This window comes from Streptomyces camelliae (assembly GCF_027625935.1).
Classification (GTDB): Bacteria; Actinomycetota; Actinomycetes; order Streptomycetales; family Streptomycetaceae; genus Streptomyces; species Streptomyces camelliae.
Map to the genome: position 1 here is coordinate 6,011,954 of NZ_CP115300.1, position 17,755 is coordinate 6,029,708.

Sequence of the window (17,755 nt, forward strand, 5' to 3'; positions counted from 1 at the left end):
AGGCAAGATGGGGTGTATCTGCCCACTGCCAGATTTCAAGTTGCCGGACGGTTTCTCTTGGCTGAGTTCATTTACACCATGCGCAAGGCGCGCAAAGCGCACGGCGACAAGGTGATCCTCGATGACGTCACCCTGAACTTCCTGCCGGGGGCGAAGATCGGCGTCGTCGGTCCGAACGGTGCCGGTAAGTCGACCGTGCTGAAGATCATGGCGGGGATCGAGCAGCCGTCGAACGGCGATGCCTTCCTGTCGCCGGGGTACACGGTCGGCATCCTGCTCCAGGAGCCCCCGCTGAACGAGGAGAAGACCGTCCTGGAGAACGTCCAGGAGGGTGTCGCCGAGATCAAGGGCAAGCTCGACCGGTTCAACGAGATCGCCGAGCAGATGGCGGTCGAGTACACCGACGCCCTCATGGACGAGATGGGCAAGCTCCAGGAGGAGCTGGACCACGCGAACGCCTGGGACCTCGACGCTCAGCTGGAGCAGGCGATGGACGCGCTGGGCTGCCCGCCCGGCGACTGGCACGTCACCAACCTCTCCGGTGGTGAGAAGCGCCGCGTCGCGCTCTGCAAGCTGCTGCTGGAGCAGCCCGACCTGCTGCTCCTCGACGAGCCCACCAACCACCTCGACGCCGAGTCGGTGAACTGGCTGGAGCAGCACCTCGCCAAGTACCCGGGCACCGTCGTGGCCGTCACCCACGACCGGTACTTCCTCGACAACGTCGCCGGCTGGATCTGCGAGGTCGACCGCGGCCGGCTGCACGGCTACGAGGGCAACTACTCCAAGTACCTGGAGACCAAGGCCTCCCGCCTCAAGGTCGAGGGCCAGAAGGACGCCAAGCGGCAGAAGCGGCTCAAGGAAGAGCTGGAGTGGGTCCGGTCCAACGCCAAGGGGCGTCAGGCCAAGTCCAAGGCCCGTCTCGCGCGGTACGAGGAGATGGCTGCCGAGGCCGACAAGATGCGGAAGCTGGACTTCGAGGAGATCCAGATTCCGCCGGGGCCGCGGCTGGGCAACGTCGTCGTCGAGGTCGACAAGCTCAACAAGGCCTTCGGGGAGAAGGTCCTCGTCGACGGCCTCAGCTTCACGCTGCCGCGCAACGGCATCGTCGGGGTCATCGGGCCGAACGGCGCCGGCAAGACCACCCTCTTCAAGATGATCCAGGGGCTCGAAACCCCGGACGCCGGTGACATCAAGGTCGGCGAGACCGTCAAGATCTCCTACGTCGACCAGAGCCGCGAGAACATCGACCCGAAGAAGACGCTGTGGGAGGTCGTGTCCGACGGGCTCGACTACATCAACGTCGGCCAGGTCGAGATGCCGTCCCGCGCGTACGTCTCCGCCTTCGGGTTCAAGGGTCCGGACCAGCAGAAGCCGGCCGGTGTCCTCTCCGGCGGTGAGCGCAACCGTCTCAACCTGGCGCTGACCCTGAAGCAGGGCGGCAACCTGCTGCTCCTCGACGAGCCCACCAACGACCTCGACGTGGAGACCCTCTCCTCCCTGGAGAACGCGCTTCTTGAGTTCCCCGGGTGCGCCGTGGTCGTGTCCCACGACCGGTGGTTCCTCGACCGTGTCGCCACGCACATCCTCGCGTACGAGGGTGAGTCCAAGTGGTTCTGGTTCGAGGGTAACTTCGAGTCGTACGAGAAGAACAAGATCGAGCGCCTCGGTCCGGACGCCGCGCGTCCGCACCGTGCCACCTACAAGAAGCTGACCCGGGGCTGATCGATCTTGCGCCACATCTATCGCTGCCCACTGCGCTGGTCGGACATGGATGCCTACGGCCATGTCAACAACGCGATCTTCCTCCGCTACCTGGAGGAGGCCCGCATCGACTTCCTGTCCCTGCGGGGCAAGGAGTCCAAGCAGGGGTCCGTGGTGGCGCGCCATGAGATCGACTACAAGCGCCAGCTCGTCCACCGGCCCACGCCCGTGGACATCGAGCTGTGGGTCACGCAGATCAGGGCCGCGTCCTTCACCGTCTCCTACGAGGTGAAGGACGCGGAGGTGATCTACGTCCGGGCCTCCACCGTGGTCGTGCCGTTCGACTTCGAGACGCAAGCGCCGCGCCGGATCACCGCCGGGGAGCGCGAGTTCCTCCAGCAGTACACCGACGACGCGGACGGCGCCGACGAGGAGGCCGCCGCGGCATGACCGTGCTGCACCTCGTCGACGAGACGGAGGCGGCCGACCTCGCCGCCTTCCTCTCCCGGCTGCTCCACTACGACCGTGGAGCGGCTGTACGGCTCCAGGCGGCGGGCACCGCGCTCGCCGTCTTCGGGCGGCCGCCCTCCTTCGAGGTGCTGGCCGTGCGCGCGGTGCGGCTGGCGAAGCCGTACGAGGACGGGCTCGACGTCACCCTCGACGTGACCGTCTCCGCCGGTGAGCTGCTGGAGTCCGTGGACGAGCGCGCGGCCACCGCCGCCGTACCGGCCGCCGTCACCGGCCCGCCGTGGGCCGGGGTGCTGCCGCCGCGCGGCGGCTGGACGCCCGAGCCGGGGCTGCCCGCCCCGGACGCGCTGCGGGCGACCGTGGCCGCCGCGGTCAGCGAATTCCGGTCCCGTACCGAGGAGTTGGCGCCGGACGGTCGTACCCGCGCCGAACTCGACCGGATCGGGCGGGACATCTGGTCCCGGGAGATCGGCCGGACCGGCCTCCCGGTACGGGCCGTGCACGCGGCCCAGTCCCTGGGCTTCCTGCGGCCGGGGACCGAGGCCGCCGACACCGGGCTGTTCTCGTCCGGCGCGTGGCTGCGGCTGCGCACCCCGTACGGCTCCGTCGTCGTCCGGCGGGCCGGACTCGGCCCGCTCGGCATCAGCGTCCGCTGAACCTGCGGAAACTACGGAACAGCGTCCCGCTCAACCTGCACTGCGGAGCAGCGTCCCGCTGAACCTACGGAATCCGCCGGCTCACTCCGGGGTGTTGATCATCGACTGGGCGGCGTACGTCAGGTAGTTCCACAGTGTCCGCTCGTGCTCCTCGGACAGCCCGAGCTCGTCGACGGCCGCCCGCATGTGCTTCAGCCACGCGTCGTGCGCCGCCCGGTCCACCACGAACGGGGCGTGCCGCATGCGCAGCCGGGGGTGGCCGCGGTTCTCGCTGTATGTCGTGGGGCCGCCCCAGTACTGCATCAGGAACAGCGCCAGCCGCTCCTCGGCCGGGCCCAGGTCCTCCTCGGGGTACATGGGCCGCAGGAGCGGGTCCTCGGCGACCCCCTCGTAGAAACGGTGGACCAGCCGACGGAAGGTCTCCTCCCCGCCGACCTGCTCGTAGAAGGTCTGCTCCTGAAGCGTGCCGCGCCGAATCTCGGTCACGTTGGATTGCCTCACTTCTCTTGCCGGTCCACCCCGAGGCTGTTCGGCCGGGGGTCCGGGGGTTGTCCCCCGGGAATTGCAGTACCTGTCTATCGTCTCAGACCGGGTGACCCAGGACTCAAGGCTTAGGACCCCGCGGCCGTCCCGCCCCTACTGTGGAGCCATGGGCGCCTACGACACCGAGACCGACGCGCTGGCCGCCGACGCGCGGGCCGGGCTGGTGCGGGAGATCGACGCCGAGGGGATCTGGGACGAGGCCCCGGTGTGGCGGGAGGCGTTCGCCGCCGTGCCCCGGCATCTGTTCGTGCCGTACTACTACGTCGCCGGGCCGCGCGGTTACGAACGCCGCTGGGGCGAGAGCCCCGATCCACGGGCCCGCGAGCGCTGGGTGCGCGGCGCCTACGCGGACGCCCCGCTGGCCACCCGGCTGCGCGACGGCGAACTGGTCTCCTCCAGCAGCCAGCCCTCCCTGATGGCCCGCATGCTGGTCGCGCTGCGCGTCGAGGACGGGAACCGGGTCCTGGAGGTCGGCGCCGGCACCGGCTGGAACGCGGCCTTGCTGGCCCACCGGCTCGGCGCCGACGACCTCGTCACCACGATCGACCTGGAACCGGAGATCACCGAGTCCGCCCGCCGGCATCTGGAGGCGGCCGGCCACCGCCCGGTCGTCGTGGTCACCGGCGACGGCGCGCGCGGGGTGCCCGAACGCGCCCCCTTCGACCGGATCATCGCCACCTGCGCGCTGCCCACGGTCCCGCGCGCCTGGCTCGCCCAGTGCCGCCCCGGCGCCCGGATCCTCACCCCGCTGGCGACCGGCGTGCTGGCGCTGACGGTCCGGGACCCGGCACACGCCGAGGGCCGCTTCCTGCCGACGGCCGCCTACTTCGTCCCGCTGCGCGGCGAGGTCAGGCCGGAGCCGCTGGGGGTGTCGCTCGCCGTGCTGCCGGGCCGGGTCCGCGAGCAGGAGACGTTCCGCTTCCTGCTCACCCTGACCCGGCACACCCTCGATCCGCGCGAGGCCGGGGCGCTGTGGGAGCGCGAGGGCATGCCGGGGCGCGAGCGCTACGGCGTCACGGTCGGCGGCGAGCACGCCTGGGCGTGGCTGGACGACCCGGAGGGGCCGTACGTCTGGCCCCTCCCCTGAACAGCTCCGGACCGGCTCAGCCCCGGCGGATGGTGATCGTCGTCCAGGCGCCCACGTGCACCCGGTCACCGTCCTGCAGCGGGACCGGCACGAACGGCTGGATAGGCTCGTCGGAGCCGTTGACCGTGGTGCCGTTGGTCGAGTTCTGGTCGACGACCGCCCAGCTGCCGTCCGGCTGCTGGACCAGCATCGCGTGCTGGTGCGAGACGCCCGGGTCCTCCGGCGGCACCGACAGGTCGATGTCGGGGGTGTCGCCGGTGGAGTGCCGGCGGCGGCCGATGCTGACCTGGTTGCCGCTGAGCGTGCGCTGCTGCTCGGGTGAGTACGCGGGCAGGTTGAGCCCCGCGGCCTCGGGGCCCGAGCGCTGCATCATCGCCATGAAGTACTCGCGGTCGGGGCCGATGGTCGCCGTCCAGGTGACCGGACCCGCGGGCTGCTGCGGGAAGCCGGGGCCGGGCGGGGGCGGGGCCTGCGTCGAGCCGGGCTGCGGGTAGCCGTAACCACCGCCCGGACCGCCCGGACCGCCCGGACCTCCGGGACCACCAGGACCTCCGGCGGGGCCGGTGGACGACGGCGGGGAGATCACCCAGTCGTCGTCACCGCCGCCGAACGAGGGACCGCCGCCGGGCGGGCCGCCCACCGGGGGCCGGCCGCTCTCGCGCGGGAACGCGGGCGGCGCGGGCGGTGCGGACGGACCCGACTGCTGGAACGCCTGCGGCGCACCGCCGGGGCCCGCACCGGGACCGGCGGGCGGGGTCGGCCCGGGCGGCGGAGGCACCGGACGCGACGGGTCGCCGCCGAAGCCGGAGGGGCCGCCCTGAGGCGCGCCGGGAGCGGAGGGCTCACGACCGAAGGGAGCGCCGGGACCGGCCGGCGACGGCTCACGCCCGAAGGACGGCGGACCGGCGGGGCCACCGGGACGGGACGACGGCTCTCGCCCGAACGACGGGGGACCGGCGGGGCCACCGGGACCACCGGGACCTTGACCAGGACCCTGCCCCGGACCGCCACCGAACCCGGAGGAACCGGAAGGACCACCGGCGCCGGGACCCTGCCCCGGACCGCCACCGAACCCGCCCGGACCCTGCCCCGGACCGGCACCGAAGCCGCCCGGACCCTGCCCGGGACCGCTACCGAAGCCGGACGGACCACCAGGACCGCCAGGACCACCAGCACCGCCCGGGCCACCCGGGCCACCCGGGCCACCCGGGCCCGGGGTCGTCGGCGGGCCGGCCGGTGGGCGTTCAGTGCCGAACGGGGTCGGGCCCGACGGCTCGCTGCCGAAGGACGGGATCGGCTCGGCGGGGCGGTTCATCTGCGAGGGCCGCGAGCCCTGGTACTCGTACCCGTCACCGCCGCCGTACGTCGCGCTCGGCGGCTGGAAACGGGGCTGGGGCGGGCGCGGGGCGGCCGGGGTGTACGACGTGGCCGTGTTGGTCAGGAAGTTCCACCGGCACTCCTCGCAGAAGGGCGCGCCGCCCTCGCGGGGCGTGCGGCACTGCGGGCACAGCTCCGGCTCCGGAGCCGACCCGGCCGGCGGGCGTGCGCCGGCCTGGGCACCGGGGCCGCCGGGCCCGGCGGGCGGCGGGAAGCCGTAACCGCCCGCGGGCGGGGGCGGCGGGGGAGGGGGCGGAGGTACGGCACCGGCCATGCGGTGACCGCAGACCTCGCACCAGTCGTCGGAACCCGACTGGTGTCCGTTCGGGCAGGTCGGCATGTCGGCGCTTCCCTTTCTCCTACGTTTCCAGGGTCACTTCTTTACACGAACAGTCTTTGTGGACCGGGTCTCCAGAGTCATCTCGTCCGCCTCCGCGACCTTCGTCTTCAACCGCACAGTACCTGTCGCGGCGTCGACCACGTCCACCACCTTCGCAAGCAGTTTCGCAGTATCCGCGTTCCCAGAGGCGCTGGCGAGCTGAACCGCCCGCCCCAGTTTGGCCGTTGCTCCATCGAAATCGCCCGCTTTGCGAAGGTCAAGGCCTTGCTGGATGGCTTGCGCCAGTTCGGCCTGCCCGGTGTAGTGGGCGACTTGGGGATTGATGGAGGTGGAGGCCGTCATGTCGTCGGTCCAGACCGCCCGTACGAGGCCCTGCGCGCCGAGGTTCTGTACCGATCCTCCCCCACGCTCGGCTTCGCTCGCGCGGGAGGTGCCCCCAGGTTGTGGCACGACCAGCGACACCCGCGCGGCCAGCATCTCCTGGCCGATCCCGGCCGGCGGGACCTCCACGCACACGTGGTAGTCGCGGGACTCGTCGCCCCAGGAGCCGGTCGGATAGTCGCCGGCGCGCGGTCCGGCCTCGGTGCGCCGGACGGTCAAGTCCTCGACGGTGGGCGCGACTTGCTTCACGTACCGGATGCTCGTGCCGACCGGCGTCCACACCCGCAGGGCGACGTCGGCGACCTCCTTGCCCATCGCCGTCTCCATCATCCGCGTGAAGTCGGCCGCGAGGCCTGCCGGGTCGGCGACGATGTCGGCGGTGCCGAGGAGCGCGGAGGCGATCCCTGTGACTTCTTTCACTTCCCAGTCGGTGCCCACCCCGCGGGCGTCACAGGTGAACCGTCCGGCACACGCCTCCAGCGCTGCCCGCAGATCCTCCGGGGACTCGTGCTCGTTGCGGCCGTCGGTGAGCAGGATGCCGTGCCGGATGGTGACGTCCGCCGAGGACAACAGCCGGTCGGCGAGCCGCAGCCAGGTCCCGATCGCCGTACCGCCGCCCGCGCTGAGCCTGCGCAGCGCCTGCTTGGCCTGTTCGCGGGTGGTGGCGTCGGCGATCGCGAGCCGTCCGGCGCCGGGATAGACCTCCTGGGCCACGTGCGTGCCGCCGATCACCGCGAAGTGCGTGCCGTCGCGCAGGGCGTCGATCGCGGCGGCCGTGGCGTCGCGGGCGCCGCGCATCTTGGTCGGCGGGTAGTCCATCGAGCCGGAGCAGTCGACCATGAGCGCCACGGCGGCGGACGGACCGTGGCCCTGCGGATACACCTGGGACACGGCGCTGCCGATCGTGCCCCCGCCGGTCGCCGTCACCGTGACGATCGCGTTGACCTCACGGCCGCCTTCCGGCAGATACGCGTTCTGGTAGACGTCCATCGAGAACTGAGGCACGCTCGACTTCGAGAAATTGGCCATACGTACTCAAATCCCCCTTGACCACCCTGTTGATGCAGGGCATGACTGTGAACGGACAGCCCGTCCCCTCGGGCCCGGCCGGTCCCCTCCGGCCCGCGCCCTCAGGCCGATCCTGCCCCCTGCGGCGGCATCGGGAACGGTACGACGGCCACTGTTACGTTGTCGTGGCCCCCGCCGTCCAGGGCGTGACCGACCAGCACCCGGGCGCTGTGCAGCGGGCGTTCGGCCGCGTCCGCGGGCACCGCCTCGGCCATCTCCCCGGCCGTCTCGGCGTAGTTCCACAGGCCGTCGGTGCACACGATGACGACACCGGGGCGGTCCGGTTTGAAGGACGCGGTGTGCGGCTCCAGTTCGTAGGCGTCCGCGCCCAGCCAGCCGGTGATCGCGTGGGCGCGCTCGTCGGCGTACGCCTCGGCCTCGTTCATCAGCCCGGCGGCGACCATCTGCGCGGCCCAGGAGTCGTCCTCGGTGAGCCGGGCCGCCGGGGCCGTACGGTCGTCCGGCACCCAGTAGGCGCGGCTGTCGCCGACCCAGCCGACCACCAGCAGCCCGGAGGTGACCACCGCGCCGACGATCGTGCAGGCCGGGGCGTTCTGGTGCGGGGCGTGCTCGCGGGCCGTGGCGGGCTCGTCGGCCAGGGCGTTGACGGCCTGCGCGGCGGCGACGATCGCCTCGTGCAGGGCCGCCTGCGGGTGCGTGCCGCGCGGCAGGGCCGCCAGCACCGCGTCCCCGGCCGTCCGGGCGGCGGCCAGCGAGGCGTCGTCGGGGCGGGTGGCCGAGGAGACGCCGTCGCAGACGATCGCGACGGCCGCCGGGGTGCCGTCGGGCAGCGCGGTGTGGCCGACGGCGAAGGCGTCCTCGTTGCGGTGGTGGCGCAGCCCGCGGTCGCTGACGGCGGCGACCGGGCCCGACTCCCGCTCCACGTGGTCGCGTTCGCGGGGCTGGGCGTGCCCGCAGTTCTCGCAGTAGCCGTCGCTGTCCACCCGGCCCGCCCGGCAGGCCACGCACACCTGCGCGGGCTCCTCGGGTACGGCGGGTTCGGCGGCCGGCCGCGGGTCGGGCGCCTGCAACGGGTACTCCTCGGGCTCCTCGGGCCGGTCGAAGCGCACCCCGGAACCGGCCCGCGGATCCTGCGCGCCGTGTCCGTGTCCGTGTCCGTGCCCGCGTCCCTGCCCGTGTCCGCTTCCGTGCAGGGGCGTGTCGCCGGAGTCCGTGCCGGGCAGATCGCTCGGCAGATGCACCGCGTCCGGCGCTGCGGAGCCCTCCTGCTCGGGGGCGGGCCAGGCCACACCGTCCCCGTCGCCTCCGCCGTCGTCCCCGTCCCCGGCGACACCGGTCATGGTGAGCGTCGGATGGTCCTGCGGCGGCGCGGGTACGACGGAGAGGTCGTACCCGCAGGCTCCGCAGAAGAGGTCACCCGACTCCACGGGCTCCGCGCAGCTCGGGCACTTCGGCAGTGCGGCCTGCTGGGGCATCTGCGACATCGATTACACCCACGTCCGGGGGCGGTAACGGTTGGCCCGTTCCACCAGTTCGATCCTCTCCTCGCCGCCCGGCGCCAGCCGGGCCAGCGTGCGGTAGGCGCGCTCCAGGCCGAAGCGGAGGCCCCGCTCGTCCAGACCGCTGCCCAGCAGCACCCGTCCGCCGGCGACCGACGGTGTGCCCTGGCCCCCGGAGAGTATCCAGTCCAGCGCGCAGCCGAGGACTTCCGCCGCCAACTGCTCGCGCCGCGCCGGGTCCAGGCCGTACGCGTCGAGCTCCTCGACCTGTCCGGCGGCGGCGGTCAGGTCGTCCAGGAACGGTACGTCGCCCGCGCTCGCCGTACGGTGTCTGAGCCGGGCCCGTACGGCGGCGACGCGGGCGGCCGTGAAGTGGATGGAGGACTCCGGCACCGACTCCAGGGTGTGTACGGCCCCGTGCCGGTCCCCGGCCGCCAGCCGCACCCGGGCGAGGCCGAAGGCGGCGCTGACGAAGCTCGGGTCGGTCGCCCACACCAGCCGGTAGTACTCGGCCGCGTTGTCCAGCTGGCCCAGCACCTCCGCGCACAGGCCGAGCGCCAGCTTGGGCGCGGCCTCGCCGGGGAAGGCGTCGTAGATCGCGTCGAAGGCGAGCGCGGCGCCCTCGAAGTCACCGGTGACCAGCGCGGCCAGCCCCCGGTACCACACCACCCGCCAGTCGTCCGGCCGTTCCTCGTCCAGCTTGGCCAGGCTCATCAGCGCGCTCTGGCGCTCACCGCTCTCCAGCCGGGCCCGGATCTGCCGCAGCCGGGTCTCCACGGTCCGCGTCGGCGCCGCGTCGAGGGCGGCGATCAGCTCGGCAGGGGCGGAGGTCATCAGTCCGGCCAGGAAACCGGCGTTGGGGTCGCTCGGATCGACCAGCGGCACGGGCAGGGCGAGCGCGGCGGCGGGGGTGTCGACGGGCTTCACGAGGGCGGCCGGGGGCAGTGCGGGCGCAGCGGGCGCGGACCTGCGCACCTCCCGCGCCCCCAGCCGGGACACGTCCCCGTCCAGCCGGGGGAACAACTCCCGGTCCGTGACCTTCACCTCGGGGCCGAACAGGGTCGACAGCGCGGGGCGGGCCTGGCCCGTCTGGAGGGAGACGACCTCGCGCAGAACCCCGGTGAGCTGCTCGGCCATCTCCTGGGCGGAGCCGAAGCGGCGGGCCGGGTCGGGGTCGGTGGCGCGGACCAGGAAGCGGTAGAAGGACTCGTAGCGGCGGAAGACCTCGATGGTGTCGGGGTCGGGCAGGGAGTCGACGTAGACGTTGGTGTAGCCCTGGAAGTCGAAGGTGAGCACGGCCAGGGTGCGGCCCACCGTGTACAGGTCGCTCGCCACCGACGGGCCGGCCTCGGCGACCTCCGGCGCCTGGTAGCCGACCGTGCCGTAGATGGCCGACTCCTCGTCGTCCGTCCGGCGCACCGCGCCCATGTCGATCAGCTTGAGCTGGTCCTCGGTCTGGATGGCGTTGTCGACCTTGAAGTCGCAGTAGAGGAGGTTGCGGCTGTGGAGGTGACCGAGGGCTTCCAGGGCCTCGATGCCGTACGCGCACGCCTGCTCCACCGGCAGCGGGTCCCGGCGGCCGTCCGGCGTACGGCGCGCGTTGGCGATCTCCTTCAGGGACTTGCCGCCGACGTACTCCATGACGATGTAGCCGTCGAGGGAGCCGGTGCGCTGGTCGAGGTGCTCGACGAAGTTGTAGATCCGCACGATGTTGCTGTGCTCGATCTCCGCGAGGAAGCGCCGTTCGGAGATCGCCGCCGCCATGGCGTCCTGGTCGCCGGTGTCCAGCAGACCCTTGAGCACCACCCAGCGGTCGGACACGGCCCGGTCCACGGCGAGGTAGATCCAGCCGAGCCCGCCGTGCGCGAGACAGCCCGCGACCTCGTACTGGCCGTGCACCACGTCCCCGGCCTTCAGCTTCGGCACGAAGGAGTACGGGTGCCCGCACTTGGTGCAGAAACCTTCCGTGCGGCCCGGACGCTCACCCCGGGCCCGCCCGACCGGCGCCCCGCAGTCCGAGCGCGAGCAGAACCGCTTGCGCTCCGGCACCTCCGGGTTCTCCAGCACCATCGCGCGCGGGTCCGGCCGCGGCACCCCCGGCACGCTCACCAGCCCGGCGCCGAGCCGCCCGCGCGCCGACGCCCCCGACGACGAACCGGAGCTGCGCACCGACACCGAACGGCTGGTGGACCGCCCCGACGCGGACCGCGACAGCCGCCCGGACACCGAGCGGCGCGACCTGGCGGACTGGGAGGAGGACCGCGAACCGCCGCTCTCCACCGCGCCCTTGGTGATCCCGGTCGGCGTCGAGCCCACCATGCCGCTCGCCGAGACGACCGGCGCGAGACCGCACGTGTCGCAGTACAGCTCACCGCCGCCGACGTCCTCGTACGTCCCCTCGCAGCCCGGCCGCTGACAGCTCTGCCCCGGCTGACTCATGACTGGTCCCCCTTACGGTCCTCAGGCGCGCCCTGCCCGGCGAGCAGATCGGCCGCCAGCTGCTGGTAGCGCAGCACGGCCTGCTCGGCCACCCGCAGATCGCAGGGCGCGCTCCACAGCATGCGCCGGGCCGCGTCGTACCGCTCGACCAGGAACGGGTCCTCGGCCAGCCCGTGCCGGGCCACCTTCGCCTTGTACGCGTCGAGCCGGCCGCGCAGCTCGGCGCGGACCGCGAGCGGCGCGGTGACGGCGGTCAACGACTCGCGGGCGCGCAGCAGTTCGTCCTCGGCCTTCTCCTCCAGCGACTCCAGCAGCGGGGAGAGCCGGTGCCACTGCGCCTGCCTGCGGTACTCGGCGGCCGCCGCGAGCTGCTCCTGGAGCGCGGTCGGCGGGCCGCTGACCACCGGCACCTCGGTCGCGGCGATCTTCGCCAGCACCTCGCCGCGCGCGGTGCGGGCCTCGGCGAGGGTGCGGTCGGCGCGCGAGAGCACGTCCCGCAGCCGGATCAGCCGCTGCTCGGCGTCCTGCCGGACCGTCAGCACGGCGTCGATCTCCCGGCGCACGTCCTCCAGGGCGCGCGCCTCACGGTCGTACACCGTGGTGTCCGGCCGGCCGCCGCCGGGCGCCGAACTGCCCTCGGCCGGCACCCAGAACGCGAGCGGGTCGGAGACGACGTCCTCGCGCAGCTTGGTCAGGGTGCGGGTGATCCGCTCCAGGTCGTCGCCCGCCGGGTGCTCGCCGGGGCGTACGCCGACGGAGTGCGCGAGCGTGCGGGTGCGCTGGAGCTCGGCGGCGAGTAAATCGATCCGGGCGGGCAGCGCCGACCACACCGCGTCGGCGGCGACGACCAGGTCCAGGCTCGTCGCGTACAGCTCGTTCATCCGGTCCACCAGGGTGGCCAGCGAGAAGGTCTCGCTGAGCCTGCCGACCTCGCTGCCGGCGACGGTCACCGCGTCACCGCGCAGCAGCCCGGTCAGCTCCGTCAGGTCCTCGCGGCTGGACCAGCGGCGCCGGGCCCGGATCTCACGGGCACCGCGCAGCGCGGCGGTGTAGGCGTCGAAGTACGTCCACAGCAGGGTGATCCGGGCCTCGGTGGTCTGCCAGCGTTCCCTGGTCACACCGGTCAGCGCGGCGCCTTCGAGGAGTCTGCGGCCCGCGTGGTCCTGGAGGGCCAGCAGCGAGGTCTCGATCGCCTCGTGCTCCTGGCCGAGCCGCGCCAGCGCACGGTCCACCTCGTCCCGGTCCATCACCGGCCCGGCGGGGTCCGTGACGCCCATCGATCACCTCTCGCTTCGTTCCCGGTATTCCATGTGTTCCGATGCCGTGTGGGTTCAACTGGTCCGCAGATAGCGCGGTGCGGGCGGCTCGGAGGCCGCCGAGTCCTTTCCGAGTGTCGCCGACAGCCAGGTGTCGTACGACTGCTGCCAGCCGCTCGCGCGGTAGTCCACCAGGACGCGGTTGACCCGGCGTACCAGATCGGAGGCGTCCTTCTTCATCGCCACGCCGTAGTACTCGGTGGTGAACGCCCCGCCCTTCAGTTCGACGGTCGGGTCCTGCGCGGCCTGGCTGGCGGCGAGCGCGCCGTCCGTCACCACCGCGTCCACCTCGCCGAGTTGCAGCCGGACCAGGCAGTCCAGCTGGTTCGGCACGGTGGTGGAGATGTCGGTCGTGGCGGGCAGGGTGCCGGCCTTCTTGTCGGCGTCAAGCTTGGTGTACGCCGTCGAACCGGCCGCCGTGCAGACCTTCTTCCCGGCCAGCGTGGAGTTGTAGCCGGTGATCGACGACGACTTGGGCGCGAGGACCTGCTGGCCGGTCTTGAAGTAGGGCGCCGAGAAGGCGACTTGGGAGAGCCGGCCGCAGGTGATCGTCATCGTCCGGACGACCATGTCCACCCGGCCGTCCTGGATCGCGGAGATGCGCTGGCTGGTCGGGATCGCCTTGAACTGCACCGCGTCCGGGTCGCCGAGGATGTCCTGCGCGATCCGGTGCACCAGGTCGATGTCGAAGCCCTCCAGCTCCGCGCCCTGGGTGTTCGGGTTGCGGTAGCCCCAGTGGTAGCTGTTCTGGTCGACGCCGACGATCAGCTTGCGCCGCTCGCCCGTACGGGCCTTGATCGCGTCGATCGTCGGCCCGTCCGCGCCCGACGGCGACAGGGTCTGGTCCTGCGCCGCGGAGTCCTGGCAGCTCCCGGCGCGGGCCTGGACACCGTCCGCGACCGGCTGACCGGTGCGCGGCGCCTGGTCCGGGGCCCGCTGGGTGCACGGCAGCAGCAGGACGAAGGCCAGCGCCAGCGCGCACGCCACCATCATCGCGCCGACCCCGCCCCAGCCCCGCAGGGAGGCCCGTACACGGCTCGCGTACATCGTCCTGCCCCCTGTCACCGGTACTCCGAGAGTCTGCGCCCGATGCCGGCCACCGCGCCGGCCGCGCCGAGCACCGCGAGCACGGCCACGCCCGCCGGCAGCCCGGCCAGCGCGTCCCGCCCGTCGGAAGCGGCCTGCTGGAACTCCGCCTGCTCATGCCCGATGGCCTGGGCGAGATTGCTGTCCACGCTGTCGAAGCACTCGCCGGTGGCGCCCTTGGCGCCGATGACCTTGTCCAGCGCCTGCTCGTAGTTGCCGTTCTCGTCCTCGGTGCGGGCGGCCGTGTGCCGCTGCTTCCACACCGCCATGTTGCTCTCGGCCGCCTTCACCGGGGCGCTGCCGCCCTGGTCGTCGGCGAGCGTCGCCGCCTGGCCCAGGCCCTTGCCGAGCACGGCCATGTCCTTGTCGAAGTCGTAGTAGTAGGCGTCGTACGTCTGCCCGTCGACCGTGACGGTCTCGGCGCCGCGCGCCACCAGGCTCAGGTTCTCGTTGCCGCGCGCCTTCAGGGAGGCGATCCGGGCGTCGTGCAGCACGGTCAGCGAGCGGATGCCGTGGTCGTAGGAGCCGTTCAGCTCGGTGCGGGCCACCGTGTGCCCGACGACCAGCCACAGCAGGGCGACCGTGGTGGCGGCGGAGGCGGCGACCAGGCCGTGGTTGAGGACACGGTGGGTGCGCCGGTAGGTGCGGTGCTGGGCCCAGCCGAGCGCGGCCAGCGCGAGCACACCGAGCCCGATCGCGACCCAGGGGTACGGCGTGGCGTCGCCGTAGTCGGCGTCGAGCCGCCCGTTCTCCGTGGTGTAGAGATCCTCCGCGGCCGGGAGCATCTCCTTCTGCATCTTCTCGTTGGCGTAGCGCAGATAGGCGCCGCCGACCGGATAGCCCTGCCGGTTGTAGGTCCGGGCCCGCTCCACGAGTCCCTTGTACTCGGGCAGCAGCCGGTTCAGCCTGGCGATCGTCGCCTCGGAGGAGGAGCCGGGCTCGGCGTTCGCGGCGGCCGTCACCAGGCCGGAGGCGGCCGCGTCGATGTCCTTCTCGTACCGGTCCCGGGAGGCCGCCGTCTCCTGGCCGCCGGCCAGGAACCCGCTGGAGGCGGCCGTGTTGGCATCGGCGAGCGAGCGGTAGATGTCGGCCGCGCCGGAGCTCAGCGGCTGGCTGCGGTGCAGCACGTCGTCGGCGGCGGCCGAACGCGTGTCGGCCTGCCAGGCGGCACTCGCCCCGAACGCCACGACCAGCAGCGCCAGGACGGCCCCGATGATCCGCAGCCGGCCCGGCTCGGTGGTGGCCGCGGTCCGCAGCCGGTCGACGCCCTCGGCGAAGGCGGTCCGACGGGCGGACGCGGCGGGACCGGCGCCCTCGGACGCCGGACGGCCGGGCTGCGGGGGGATGCCGGGAGCGGCGGCGGGCATGCCGGGGCCCGCCGGTGGTGGCGCCGTGCTGCTTCTCGGCGGGTGTGTCACTCGACCTCCCCCAGGGTCCTTCGTCGCCGCCCAGTATCGCGGCACGCACCGGCATCCGCACCGGCCTTCACTGGATCTTGATTGGATCGCAGTGTGCGCCTCACATGAAGCGCCGTGCGCGCCCCCCATGAATACGCCCTGTGCAGCTGTTCGGTTCCGCCGGGGTCCGCTACCTCTCCCAGTACGCCCGCGCCTGCTCCTGCGCCCGAATGTCCGCCCCCAGCCGGTCCAGCCCCAGCAGGACCGCGCCCAGGACCGGGCTCGCCGTCACGACGTGGACGCCTGCTTTGGGGGCGCGGGTGGTCAGCAGGTCGCGGATGCCGTCGTCGAGGAGGGCGTGACCGGCCGTCAGGACGCTGCCGCCGAGCAGTACGGGCGTCTCCTCGCCGAGGAGGTCCAGGCGGGTCAGCGCCACGGTGGCCATCGCCGTCACCTCCTCGGCGAGCCGGGCGACGATCGCACGGGCCACCGGGTCGCCCTCGGCGGCCGTGGCGAAGAGGACCGGGGTCAGTTCGTGCCGGCGGTCGTGGTCGACGTGCTCCAGGTGCAGGGCCTCGATGAGCGCGTACATCGTCGGCAGGCCGAAGTGGCCGGGCAGGGTCCGGGCCAGGGCCGTCGGGCCGCCCCGGCCGTCCTCCGCGCGGGCCGCGTGCCACAGGGCCTCCTCCGCCAGGCCCCAACCCCCGCCCCAGTCACCGGAGATCCGGCCCAGCGCCGGGAAGCGGGCGGTACGGCCGTCGGGGCGCATGCCGACGCAGTTGATGCCCGCGCCGCACACCACGGCCACGCCCCGCGGTTCGGCCACCCCCGCCCGCAGGATCGCGAAGGTGTCGTTGCGGACCTCCACCGACGAGCCCCACCCGCGTGCCTCCAGCGCGGCCGCCAACCGCTCCTCCTCCACCGGGAGATCGGCGTTGGCGAGGCAGGCCGAGACATGCGCGACGGAGGTGACGCCCGCGTCGGCGAAGGCCCGCCCCACCGGGTCGGCCAGCGCCTCCAGCGCCGCCGCCACCCCCACCACGGGCGGTCGGAAGCCGCCGCCGCGGGCCGTGGCCAGGACCTCCCCGGCGGCGGTGACCACGGCCACGTCGGTCTTGCTGTTTCCCGCGTCGATGGCGAGTACCGCTGCGGGAACAGGTGAGGTCAGGCCCACGCGAGGTGCTCCCGGTTGTGTGCGATCAGCTGGTCGGTGAGGCGGTCGGCGTAGTCGTACTGGCCGATCAGCGGGTGGGCGAGCAGCGCGCGGAAGACCCGGTCGCGGCCGCCGCGCAGCGCCGCCTCCAGGGCCAGCTCCTCGTACGCCGTCACATTCGCGATCAGCCCCGAGAAGAGCGGGTCGAGGTCGCCGACGGGCAGCGGGGCGGGGCCGGCCGGGCCCACCGCCGCCTGGACCTCGATCACCGCGTCGTCGGGGAGGAAGGGGAGCGTGCCCTTGTTGAGCGTGTTCACCACCTGGTACGGGCTGCCCCCTCCGCCGAGCAGGGCCGCCGCCAGGTCCACGGCCGCCTCCGAGTAGAAGGCACCACCCCGCTTGGCGAGCAGCGCGGGCTTCTCGTCCAGGGCCGGGTCGCCGTACATCGTCAACAACTCCCGTTCCATCTGCGCCACTTCGGCGGCCCGGGAGGGCTTCGTGCGCAGCTCGTTCACGACCTCGTCGTGGGCGTAGTAGTAGCGCAGGTAGTAGGACGGCACCACGCCGAGGCGGTCCAGCAGGGGGCGGGGCAGGCGGACGTCGCCGGCGATCGCGTCGCCGTGCTCGGCCAGCAGCCTCGGCAGCACGTCCGCGCCCTCCGGCCCGCCCAGCCGGACGCCCGTCTCCCAGGTGAGGTGGTTGAGGCCGACGTGCCCGAGGTGGACGTCGGCCGGGGCCACACCCAGCAGGTTTGCAAATGTGCGCTGGAAGCCGATCGCCACGTTGCACAGCCCGACCGCCCGGTGCCCGGCCTGGAGCAGGGCACGGGTCACGATGCCGACCGGGTTGGTGAAGTCGACGATCCACGCACGCGGGTTGGTACGACGGACCCGTTCGGCGATGTCCAGCACCACCGGTACCGTCCGCAGCGCCTTGGCCAGACCGCCCGCGCCGGTGGTCTCCTGTCCGACGCAGCCGCACTCCAGCGGCCAGGTCTCGTCCTGCTGCCGGGCCGCCTGGCCGCCGACGCGCAGCTGGAGCAGGACGGCGTCGGCGCCCTCGACGCCGGCGTCCAGGTCGCCGGTGGTGACGATACGGCCGTCGTGGCCCTGCTTGGCGAAGATACGGCGGGCCAGGCCGCCGACCAGGCGGAGGCGCTCGGCGTCCGGGTCCACCAGGACCAGTTCCTCGATGGGAAGGGTGTCCCTGAGCCGTGCGAAGCCGTCGATGAGTTCGGGGGTGTAGGTCGAGCCGCCGCCGACCACGGTGAGTTTCACAGTCAG

Annotated in this window: 14 protein-coding genes; 4 read left to right on the forward strand and 10 right to left on the reverse strand. The window is 72.9% G+C overall.

From position 1 onward, the window contains the following. Positions 1 to 57: 57 nt before the first annotated feature. From ettA to O1G22_RS27555, 3 genes are read left to right on the forward strand one after another with little or no spacing between them, the layout of a single operon-like run. Positions 58 to 1,722 carry an energy-dependent translational throttle protein EttA gene (gene ettA / locus O1G22_RS27545; RefSeq protein ID WP_270083776.1) on the forward strand — a complete coding sequence of 555 codons (1,665 nt, stop codon included), beginning with the start codon at positions 58 to 60 and terminating at the stop codon, positions 1,720 to 1,722. A gap of 6 nt (positions 1,723 to 1,728) precedes the next feature. Beyond that, the gene (locus O1G22_RS27550; RefSeq protein ID WP_270083777.1) at positions 1,729 to 2,151 is read left to right on the forward strand and encodes an acyl-CoA thioesterase; all 423 of its coding nucleotides are present in this window, start codon (positions 1,729 to 1,731) and stop codon (positions 2,149 to 2,151) included. Then, on the forward strand, positions 2,148 to 2,825 hold the full coding sequence (locus O1G22_RS27555) for a DUF8185 domain-containing protein (RefSeq protein WP_270083778.1): 678 nt from the start codon (positions 2,148 to 2,150) through the stop codon (positions 2,823 to 2,825). The genes O1G22_RS27550 and O1G22_RS27555 overlap by 4 nt, the downstream gene beginning before the upstream one ends. A gap of 81 nt (positions 2,826 to 2,906) precedes the next feature. Here the strand turns inward: O1G22_RS27555 and O1G22_RS27560 are convergent, their stop codons facing one another. Next, positions 2,907 to 3,311 (reverse strand): globin, encoded by a 405-nt coding sequence (locus O1G22_RS27560; RefSeq protein WP_270083779.1) that lies wholly within the window; start codon positions 3,309 to 3,311, stop codon positions 2,907 to 2,909. 163 nt (positions 3,312 to 3,474) lie between these two features. Between O1G22_RS27560 and O1G22_RS27565 the strand changes: the two genes are divergently transcribed. Next, positions 3,475 to 4,455, forward strand: a complete 981-nt coding sequence (locus O1G22_RS27565; RefSeq protein WP_270083780.1) for a methyltransferase domain-containing protein — start codon at positions 3,475 to 3,477, stop codon at positions 4,453 to 4,455. Positions 4,456 to 4,471: 16 nt separating this feature from the next. Here the strand turns inward: O1G22_RS27565 and O1G22_RS27570 are convergent, their stop codons facing one another. The 9 genes from O1G22_RS27570 to O1G22_RS27610 all read right to left on the reverse strand — a co-directional run bounded on the left by O1G22_RS27570 (position 4,472) and on the right by O1G22_RS27610 (position 17,749). Next, on the reverse strand, positions 4,472 to 6,172 hold the full coding sequence (locus O1G22_RS27570) for an FHA domain-containing protein (RefSeq protein ID WP_270083781.1): 1,701 nt from the start codon (positions 6,170 to 6,172) through the stop codon (positions 4,472 to 4,474). 33 nt (positions 6,173 to 6,205) lie between these two features. Further along, positions 6,206 to 7,582, reverse strand: coding sequence for a vWA domain-containing protein (locus tag O1G22_RS27575; protein WP_270083782.1), 1,377 nt, complete (start codon positions 7,580 to 7,582; stop codon positions 6,206 to 6,208). 101 nt (positions 7,583 to 7,683) lie between these two features. Further along, the gene (locus tag O1G22_RS27580; RefSeq protein ID WP_270083783.1) at positions 7,684 to 9,066 is read right to left on the reverse strand and encodes a PP2C family protein-serine/threonine phosphatase; all 1,383 of its coding nucleotides are present in this window, start codon (positions 9,064 to 9,066) and stop codon (positions 7,684 to 7,686) included. 3 nt (positions 9,067 to 9,069) lie between these two features. Beyond that, entirely contained in the window at positions 9,070 to 11,520 is a 2,451-nt protein-coding gene (locus tag O1G22_RS27585) for a serine/threonine-protein kinase (protein WP_270083784.1), read from the reverse strand. After that, positions 11,517 to 12,797, reverse strand: coding sequence for a coiled-coil domain-containing protein (locus O1G22_RS27590; RefSeq protein WP_270083785.1), 1,281 nt, complete (start codon positions 12,795 to 12,797; stop codon positions 11,517 to 11,519). The genes O1G22_RS27585 and O1G22_RS27590 overlap by 4 nt, the downstream gene beginning before the upstream one ends. A 54-nt stretch (positions 12,798 to 12,851) precedes the next feature. Beyond that, a complete protein-coding gene (locus O1G22_RS27595) occupies positions 12,852 to 13,883 on the reverse strand; it encodes a glutamate ABC transporter substrate-binding protein (RefSeq protein ID WP_270083786.1) in 1,032 nt (343 codons plus the stop codon). Positions 13,884 to 13,897: 14 nt separating this feature from the next. Continuing rightward, a complete protein-coding gene (locus O1G22_RS27600; protein WP_428986513.1) occupies positions 13,898 to 15,289 on the reverse strand; it encodes a hypothetical protein in 1,392 nt (463 codons plus the stop codon). Positions 15,290 to 15,509: 220 nt separating this feature from the next. Then, positions 15,510 to 16,493, reverse strand: a complete 984-nt coding sequence (locus tag O1G22_RS27605) for an N-acetylglucosamine kinase (RefSeq protein ID WP_270083788.1) — start codon at positions 16,491 to 16,493, stop codon at positions 15,510 to 15,512. Then, on the reverse strand, positions 16,484 to 17,749 hold the full coding sequence (locus O1G22_RS27610) for a 6-phospho-beta-glucosidase (protein ID WP_270083789.1): 1,266 nt from the start codon (positions 17,747 to 17,749) through the stop codon (positions 16,484 to 16,486). The genes O1G22_RS27605 and O1G22_RS27610 overlap by 10 nt, the downstream gene beginning before the upstream one ends. Between the last annotated feature and the right edge of the window lie 6 nt (positions 17,750 to 17,755).

What these genes read in the sequence shown, in the direction of transcription:
- O1G22_RS27555 (WP_270083778.1), top strand. Translation starts at nt 2,148, where the DNA reads ATGACCGTGCTGCACCTCGTCGACGAGACGGAGGCGGCCGACCTCGCC.
- O1G22_RS27565 (WP_270083780.1), top strand. Translation starts at nt 3,475, where the DNA reads ATGGGCGCCTACGACACCGAGACCGACGCGCTGGCCGCCGACGCGCGG.
- O1G22_RS27570 (WP_270083781.1), bottom strand. Translation starts at nt 6,172, where the DNA reads ATGCCGACCTGCCCGAACGGACACCAGTCGGGTTCCGACGACTGGTGC.
- O1G22_RS27575 (WP_270083782.1), bottom strand. Translation starts at nt 7,582, where the DNA reads ATGGCCAATTTCTCGAAGTCGAGCGTGCCTCAGTTCTCGATGGACGTC.
- O1G22_RS27580 (WP_270083783.1), bottom strand. Translation starts at nt 9,066, where the DNA reads ATGTCGCAGATGCCCCAGCAGGCCGCACTGCCGAAGTGCCCGAGCTGC.
- O1G22_RS27585 (WP_270083784.1), bottom strand. Translation starts at nt 11,520, where the DNA reads ATGAGTCAGCCGGGGCAGAGCTGTCAGCGGCCGGGCTGCGAGGGGACG.
- O1G22_RS27590 (WP_270083785.1), bottom strand. Translation starts at nt 12,797, where the DNA reads ATGGGCGTCACGGACCCCGCCGGGCCGGTGATGGACCGGGACGAGGTG.
- O1G22_RS27595 (WP_270083786.1), bottom strand. Translation starts at nt 13,883, where the DNA reads ATGTACGCGAGCCGTGTACGGGCCTCCCTGCGGGGCTGGGGCGGGGTC.
- O1G22_RS27600 (WP_428986513.1), bottom strand. Translation starts at nt 15,289, where the DNA reads ATGCCCGCCGCCGCTCCCGGCATCCCCCCGCAGCCCGGCCGTCCGGCG.